Below are 5,854 nucleotides of genomic sequence, written 5' to 3'. Positions count from 1 at the left end.
AGATATAATGCCAACTAGAAATGTCTCTGTTACTAATATTCTGGATATGTTTCTTCTTCCCATACCTAAAGTCATGTATATTCCTAATTCTTTTTTACGTTTTTTAATTAAGAAATTATTTGCATACAATATTAAACCACCTAATATTACTGATACAAATACTGACACATTTGAGATAGCGTTCATTACTGTTGGCACATACTTTCTATCTGAAGCGTTAATTTCCATAAGTGCCTTTTGTGATTCTATTGAGTTAAAGCTATAAAATATACAAACAGCCAGTGTTAGTGTTAAGAAATATATCGCATAATCTTTAAAACTTTTCTTTACATTCCCAATAGCAATCTTAGAGTACATTATTATCGTCACCTCCAAGAAGGGTTATAACTTCGATAATTTTAGTGAAGAATTCTTTTCTGGAATCATTTCCTCTTACCAACTCGATAAATATTTTGCCATCATTAATAAAAAGAATTCTACGAGCATAGCTTGCTGTAAATGCATCATGAGTAACCATAAGTATTGTAGCTTTTAAATCCTTATTAAGACTTTCAAATCTTTCGAGTAATAATCTAGCTGATTTAGAATCTAACGAACCTGTTGGTTCATCTGCAAGTACTAAAGATGGATCTGTTACGATAGCTCTTGCCGAAGCAACCCTTTGTTTTTGTCCACCTGATATTTGATAAGGGTATTTGCTTAATACTTGTTCAATGTCTAAATATTTTGCAACTGCTTGTATTTTGCCATCAATTTTTGAACTTTCCTCACCTTTTATAGTTAAAGCTAGGGCAATATTTTCATAAGCAGTAAGAGTATCTAATAAATTAAAGTCCTGAAATACAAACCCTAATTCATTTTTTCTAAACTTGTCTAGTGACTTTGATTTTAACCGAGTAATGTCACTATTATTGATTATTATTTTTCCCGTCGTAACATTATCAATCGTTGATATACAGTTAAGTAATGTCGTTTTGCCACTTCCTGAGGGCCCCATTATCCCAACAAATTCTCCCTCATCTACCTTAAAACTAATATTATCTATAGCCTTTGTTACATTATCTTTATTACCATAATATTTTTCAATTTTTTCTACACTTAATATATTTCGCATTAATACTTCTCCTTTTTCATTATAAAAATTCTTTAACTCCCCTTCATTTTATATAATTTCATTAATAGTATCGGTGGAATTACATTTCATTAACATTACATTTTTGTTATATTGAGTGATACCTCTACATGTAAGTTATCAGAAATCGCGATGGTAAACGTAAGGTCTATTCGATGCCTTAACCAAATGGGCTGATAAATGTAGGGATTATCGTTTCTGGTGCAAAAATGATAAAACTTATGTAATTATAGGTTATAAAAAAACTCTAGATTTTCTATGTAACATAGAAAATCTAGAGTTTTCATTCCGAATATTGATTAAACATACTTTATCTACGTTTGGCAAACATATTAGAGCAAGAACTTTACTATTAATAAAATATCATTAATTTTCTCCCAAAAAAATATTTTAGATCAAAGGACTAATTATCCATTTCTAATCTAACCTAATCTTAAAGTTCAAATTTTATTTAGAAACCCATATCTTTTTTGTTTTTTAAGCATAATTTTAATCCTAAACCAATTACCACAACCACAATTTTGGATAAGAAAATGTCATTTTCCCTAGCAATAGAGGCATCTATTGAAATTGTTTCTTTCAGCTTTTGAATCGCATCAGCTGACATTCCGATCATCTCAGATTTATGTTCTTTTAACATTTCTGTACCATAAAATCAGGCGTATTTGGGACGTATGAGGGATAAAAATAGAATTAAGATCATAAATTGGCGTGATAAAAGAAGTGGATTCCCCACTCTTCTTTCATTTTAGTATAAGTGTTAAACAACATGTATTTACTGTTAATCCAAGACTAAAACCCTATTTCCTTCGTCTTTCAGTAAAAGTCATTCTTCTCGGTTTTATTTATTCTATCGTTGTAATTTCATTTGAATTATAAGTATGGATACCTGATTCTTCTCGCAGCGCGGTTATATACATCCCTTTCGCCACATCTTTAGCTGAAATTGGTTTATATTTTTTAAAAGCTCCTTTAAAGATAAACGGAATAATACGAGATAACTTTTCAGCCATTCGTTCGCCGAAACGAAATTCTTGTCGATTTCCTACTAATAATGATGGTCTAAAAATGTGAATACCACCAATCACTAACTTTTGCAATTCTTCTTCCATTTTTCCTTTCACTTGTGAATAAAAGAAGAATGATTTAGGATTCGCTCCCATAGAAGACACGACAAGGAAATTTTGTACCCCTTGTTTTTCAGCTAAACACGCAGCTCGTAACGTATATTCATAATCTACTTTTTTAAAATTTGCTTTTGTTTTTGCTTTTTTTATTGTTGTTCCTAAGCAACTAAAAACATCATCCACAGCAAAGAACTCTTTATATTCCTCTAATACCGAAAAATCAACTTGTTTCTGCTGTAACTTCTCATGTTGCAATTGCATTGGCTCTCTTACAAAAATAGTAACCGAATCGTAGTAATCTGATTCAAGTAATAGACGCGTTATCTCTTGTCCAACTAAACCACTTGCACCAAGTATTAACGCTGTTCGCTTATTCATATATGCATATACCTCTTATTTTACTTTTCTCTCCTTTAGTAAAATACAACCTTTAGGAGTTTCCTGCTCTTATTTTACCACAAGTAAAACACTATGCGTACGCATAGTGCTTTACTCACTCTTTTTTCTCATCTCTCTCTTGTAATTTCGTTATTGTTGTAGCGTCCCCTAAATTACTTATTAATCTTCTTAAAAAAATTAATACGAAAGATAATGGCAATACTACCGCTAATATTAATAAAATAGCTTCCATTAAGTAACCCAAGCGCTCATCCCCCTCTTTACCTCCTTTTCAATATATGAAAACAGCGTTGTCACATATGCATGCATTTGCAAAAATAATACACCTATATTTGACAACTTTATAACAAAAACAAATCGGAATGATTATTATTTATTGCAACTTTATTAAAGATGTATTACACTAAGTTCGCAAACTAAAACGTAATTATTCCGTTTTGTATTAAAATGATATTTTTCTTCTATAATTGGGGAAAATATATCCGTAAAAAAAGAAAAGAGGAGAACTTCATGCCTAAAAGATTGACTATATTTTCATTCTTACTTATTTTCACCTTAATTTTCGCTGGCTGCTCAAATAAAAAAGAAAGTAATGCCAAGAAAGATGGAAAGCTAACAGTTTATACAACGATTTTCCCACTTGCTGATTTCGCAAAGAAAATCGGTGGCGACTATGTAAATGTTGAAGCGATTTACCCACCGGGTGCAGATTCACATACATTTGAACCAAGTCAAAAACAAACAGTACAAGTTGCAAAAGCCGATTTATTTGTTTATAACGGCGCTGAATTAGAACCATTTGCTGAAAAAATGGAAAAAACATTACAAAAAGAAAATGTTAAAATTGTAAATGCATCTAAAGGTATTGAGCTTCGTGCTTCTACTGAAGAAGAGCATCATGATCATGGAGATGGCCATAAAGAAGATGAACATCATCACGATAAAGACCCGCATGTTTGGTTAGATCCTACTCTAGCAATGAAACAGGCAGAAAAAATTAAAAATGCACTTGTAGAATTACAACCTGAACATAAACAAGAATTCGAAAAAAACTTTGCAGCACTTCAAACTAAATTTACTGATTTAGACGATGGATTTAAGGCAGCTGTAGCGAACGCAAAAACGAAAGAAATTTTAGTTTCTCATGCTGCCTATGGTTACTGGGAACAACGATACGGCCTAAAACAAATTCCTATCGCTGGAATTTCAGCTTCTGATGAACCATCTCAAAAGCAGCTTGCTGACATTACAAAAACAGTAAAAGAACATAATCTAAAATATATTTTATTCGAAACATTCTCTACTCCAAAAGTAGCATCGGTAATTCAAAAAGAAACTGGTACAAAAGTTTTACGCTTAAATCACTTAGCTACTATTTCTGAAGATGATGCAAAAAATAATAAAGATTACTTCACTTTAATGGAAGAAAACGTAAATACATTGAAAGAAGCAACAAACTAATCCATTATACTTTCTAGGCAGCTGAATTTGTTATTCAGCTGCCTTTTTATGTATTTATGCTTGACTTGACTAAAATAACAAGTAAAATTATCCATATTAGCTTTAAAGCTATATTAATTTAGAAGGTGAGTTGGAATTATGAATCTTCACATTTGTGAAGTAACAGCAAAAAATTGGCGTTCAGTAGTTGCTTTAGACGTCGCAAAAGATCAGCAACAATTTATTGAAAGTAACGCGTTTTCTTTAGCAGAATCATTATATGAAGGAAACGGAACGTCAGTAGGTTTATATGATGGAGAAACACTTGTAGGATACGCAATGTATGGATGGTATTCAGTAAAACATAAAAGTGTCTGGCTCGATCGCTTTATGATTGACCAACAATATCAAGGAAAAGGATACGCAAAACGTTTCCTTCGCTTACTCATTCAATTCTTACAAGAAAAATTTGAATGCAAAATAATTTACTTAAGTTTACATCCAGACAACAAACTTGCAATGGGACTGTATGAATCATTTGGTTTCCGCTTAAATGGGGATATTGATGATGAAGGTCCAGTTGTAGGTGTTGTAATGGAGTTACTAATAGACGAAAATACAAGCCTGTGAAAACAGGCTTTTTATTATACATTTATCAATTTTTAGTTTCTTTCCCTTATTTAATTCTGTTTTGCAATCTAATAGAATGTTCATAAAAAATAAGCCTGCAATTTACGCAGACTTATTTCACACACTCCTCGAAATGTTCTTGGAACCACTCTTTATTAATATCTCTTCCGATAAAAACTACTTCACTTACTCGCTCTTCGCCCTCTTGCCACTCTCTATCATACGAAGCAGCAAATAACGTATGTACGCCTTGGAAAACGATACGTTTATCTACTCCGTCTATCGATAAAATTCCTTTGTAACGATATAAATATTCCCCTAGCTCTTGAACGACAGCTGACATCCACTCATTAAGCTTTTGTAAATCCAGCGGACGTTCTTCACGTAATACAAATGATTTCACACCTTCTAAGTGGTTATGTTCTTTATGAGGGTAAATTTGCAACGTATCTTTCGTTTTAAACGTTTGGATTTGTAATAAAGATGGTATATCTACCTCACAGTTAGTCGCCTCAATTAACTTTGCAGTCGGGTTAATCCCTTGAATTTCATGCAAGAGATTTTCTTTCTCATTCTCTTCAATTAAATCTAATTTATTTACTAAAACGACATCAGCAAACGCAATTTGCTCTTTTGTTTCTAATCCTTTTTCAAAATGTTTATGTATATGATAACTATCTACCACCGTTACAACACCGTTAATTTGGTAAGCAGATTGGATGACTGGATCTAAAAAGAATGTTTGAATAATCGGCCCTGGATTTGCAAGGCCAGTCGTTTCAATTACTAAACCATCAAAATCCATTTTCCCTTCTGCTTTTACGTCCAGTAATTGTTTTAAAGCGACGAGTAAATCTTCACGTACAGTACAACATAAACATCCATTTGTCATTTCCATAATTTCTTCTTCCACATTCATAATCAACTGATTATCAATGCCAATTTGCCCTATTTCATTTACAATCACTGCTAATTTCTTACCGTGATTTTCTGATAAAATACGATTTAATAAAGTCGTTTTCCCTGACCCAAGAAAACCAGTTAATATTGTTACTGGAATCATTTCGTACCTCTCCTTATACCTATATGTTTCTACATTATAGCATATGAACACTCCCCCACTTAA

Annotated in this window: 8 protein-coding genes; 2 read left to right on the top strand and 6 right to left on the bottom strand. The window is 32.1% G+C overall.

Going from position 1 to position 5,854, the window contains the following annotated elements; all coding sequences use genetic code 11:
• The 5 genes from ACQGS6_RS21865 to ACQGS6_RS21845 all read right to left on the bottom strand — a co-directional run.
• On the bottom strand, window positions 1-357 hold a 357-nt coding region (locus ACQGS6_RS21865), incomplete at its 3' end, for an FtsX-like permease family protein (RefSeq protein WP_426965596.1).
• Window positions 347-1,114 carry an ABC transporter ATP-binding protein gene (locus tag ACQGS6_RS21860; RefSeq protein ID WP_069604209.1) on the bottom strand — a complete coding sequence of 256 codons (768 nt, stop codon included), beginning with the start codon at window positions 1,112-1,114 and terminating at the stop codon, window positions 347-349. The genes ACQGS6_RS21865 and ACQGS6_RS21860, both read right to left, overlap by 11 nt.
• A gap of 469 nt (window positions 1,115-1,583) precedes the next feature.
• Window positions 1,584-1,739, bottom strand: a complete 156-nt coding sequence (locus tag ACQGS6_RS21855; protein ID WP_170965743.1) for a hypothetical protein — start codon at window positions 1,737-1,739, stop codon at window positions 1,584-1,586.
• Window positions 1,740-1,977: 238 nt separating this feature from the next.
• Window positions 1,978-2,637, bottom strand: coding sequence for an oxidoreductase (locus ACQGS6_RS21850; RefSeq protein ID WP_001042736.1), 660 nt, complete (start codon window positions 2,635-2,637; stop codon window positions 1,978-1,980).
• A 115-nt stretch (window positions 2,638-2,752) separates the two neighbouring features.
• The gene (locus tag ACQGS6_RS21845) at window positions 2,753-2,902 is read right to left on the bottom strand and encodes a hypothetical protein (protein ID WP_000540932.1); all 150 of its coding nucleotides are present in this window, start codon (window positions 2,900-2,902) and stop codon (window positions 2,753-2,755) included.
• Window positions 2,903-3,168: 266 nt separating this feature from the next.
• Here ACQGS6_RS21845 and ACQGS6_RS21840 point away from each other — a divergent pair, with 266 nt between their 5' ends.
• Both ACQGS6_RS21840 and ACQGS6_RS21835 read left to right on the top strand, forming a co-directional pair.
• Window positions 3,169-4,119, top strand: a complete 951-nt coding sequence (locus ACQGS6_RS21840; protein ID WP_001126151.1) for a metal ABC transporter substrate-binding protein — start codon at window positions 3,169-3,171, stop codon at window positions 4,117-4,119.
• 138 nt (window positions 4,120-4,257) lie between these two features.
• Window positions 4,258-4,728 (top strand): GNAT family N-acetyltransferase, encoded by a 471-nt coding sequence (locus tag ACQGS6_RS21835; RefSeq protein ID WP_001048677.1) that lies wholly within the window; start codon window positions 4,258-4,260, stop codon window positions 4,726-4,728.
• 112 nt (window positions 4,729-4,840) lie between these two features.
• On the opposite strand, the gene ACQGS6_RS21830 is transcribed toward ACQGS6_RS21835, so the two are convergent.
• Complete coding sequence (locus tag ACQGS6_RS21830; RefSeq protein ID WP_326318991.1) at window positions 4,841-5,791, bottom strand: GTP-binding protein; 951 nt, start codon at window positions 5,789-5,791, stop codon at window positions 4,841-4,843.
• Window positions 5,792-5,854 lie beyond the last annotated feature (63 nt).

Origin of the sequence: Bacillus sp. GMs2/2, assembly GCF_050172095.1 — a bacterium.
Classification (GTDB): domain Bacteria; phylum Bacillota; class Bacilli; order Bacillales; family Bacillaceae_G; genus Bacillus_A; species Bacillus_A cereus.
Note: the sequence above shows the minus strand (reverse complement) of the source record. Positions and strands in the feature narration are given on the sequence as shown.

What these genes read in the sequence shown, in the direction of transcription:
- ACQGS6_RS21840 (WP_001126151.1), top strand. Translation starts at nt 3,169, where the DNA reads ATGCCTAAAAGATTGACTATATTTTCATTCTTACTTATTTTCACCTTA.
- ACQGS6_RS21855 (WP_170965743.1), bottom strand. Translation starts at nt 1,739, where the DNA reads ATGTCAGCTGATGCGATTCAAAAGCTGAAAGAAACAATTTCAATAGAT.
- ACQGS6_RS21860 (WP_069604209.1), bottom strand. Translation starts at nt 1,114, where the DNA reads ATGCGAAATATATTAAGTGTAGAAAAAATTGAAAAATATTATGGTAAT.
- ACQGS6_RS21830 (WP_326318991.1), bottom strand. Translation starts at nt 5,791, where the DNA reads ATGATTCCAGTAACAATATTAACTGGTTTTCTTGGGTCAGGGAAAACG.
- ACQGS6_RS21850 (WP_001042736.1), bottom strand. Translation starts at nt 2,637, where the DNA reads ATGAATAAGCGAACAGCGTTAATACTTGGTGCAAGTGGTTTAGTTGGA.
- ACQGS6_RS21835 (WP_001048677.1), top strand. Translation starts at nt 4,258, where the DNA reads ATGAATCTTCACATTTGTGAAGTAACAGCAAAAAATTGGCGTTCAGTA.